The organism is Streptomyces niphimycinicus (assembly GCF_018883605.1).
In the GTDB taxonomy this organism is placed as follows: domain Bacteria; phylum Actinomycetota; class Actinomycetes; order Streptomycetales; family Streptomycetaceae; genus Streptomyces; species Streptomyces niphimycinicus.
In genome coordinates this window covers 1-1078 of the sequence record NZ_JAHLEM010001268.1, presented here as the reverse complement: position 1 = coordinate 1078, position 1078 = coordinate 1, and the positions used below count along the sequence as shown (strand labels likewise).

Annotated in this window: 1 pseudogene; it reads right to left on the bottom strand. The window is 77.1% G+C overall.

The features are described 5' to 3' along the window. Positions 1-1078 (bottom strand): annotated as a pseudogene (locus KN815_RS49275) (LuxR family transcriptional regulator); the annotation flags it as partial.

Sequence of the window (1078 nt, the reverse complement as noted above, 5' to 3'; positions counted from 1 at the left end):
CGAGCCGGTGGCGGACACCGGCCGGGCCACCGCGGTGACCAGCGCGTCCAGTGCCCGCCGCAGGTGCGGTGTGTCCAGGCGGATCAGTGGTCCGGCCGCGGCGGGGCGCCACCGCTCGGGCCCACGGGCCTGCCGGGCGCGGTCGAGCAGCGTGGACAGGGCCGCCCTGTGCTCCGGCAGACCGGACTGGGAGGCGATGCCCGCCGCCAAACCCGCGAGCGCGAGCGCGAGGGTCCGGTCGACCACCGGAAAGTGCTCCGAGACGTCGGCCAGCACCTCGAATGCCTCGCGCTGGGCGGACTCCTGGGAGAAGGTGGAGGCCAGGGCACCGGCCGCGACGCAGACGAGTTCCGGATCGGCGGATTCCTGGACGAGCCGGCCGTACAGCTCCCGTACCCAGTCGGGATCGCCCACCACCTGCGCCGCCGTCAGGGCCTCGGCCAGTCGGCGCGCCCGCTCCGGCCGCCGTGGGCTGAGCCGGGCCGCCTGCTCCAGGGCGTGCGCGGCCGCCACCGCGTCCCCGCGCCGCCAGGCGGAGTCCTCCAGCACGGCGGCGACGAACGCGTTGGTCCCCACGGTGATGGCGGCCAGGTGACGGGCCCTGGCCTCGGGCAGCACGGCGATCTTGGCGAGATCACGATGTGCCTGCTGGCGCTCGCCGGCCGGGCGCCTCAGATACGCGGCCGACCGCGCCAGCGGATGCCGGAAGACGAGCCGGTCCTCGACCAGCGTGACGAGTCCGGCCGCTTCCGCGGGCGCCCACACCACCAGGTCGCCGGTGCCCAGGGCCGCCATGACGGCGGCGACGGTCTCGCCGGGCCCCGCGGCCGCCGCGTAGAGCAGGGCCCGGCGCGTCTGTGCGGGAAGGGCGTCGAGCCGCACGCCGAAGACGTGCTCCGCGGGCGGGTGCCGCACCACTCCGACGGGCCCCGGCACACCGCGGCTCAGTTCCACGAGGGCCAGCGGATTGCCCTCGGCCTCCGCCAGGATCTCCAGCCGGTGCCTGCCCGTGGGCGCCGTCGGCTGCCGGTCGAGGAGCGCGGCGGCCGAGGCGCCGCTCAGCGGGCCCAGCCGCAGG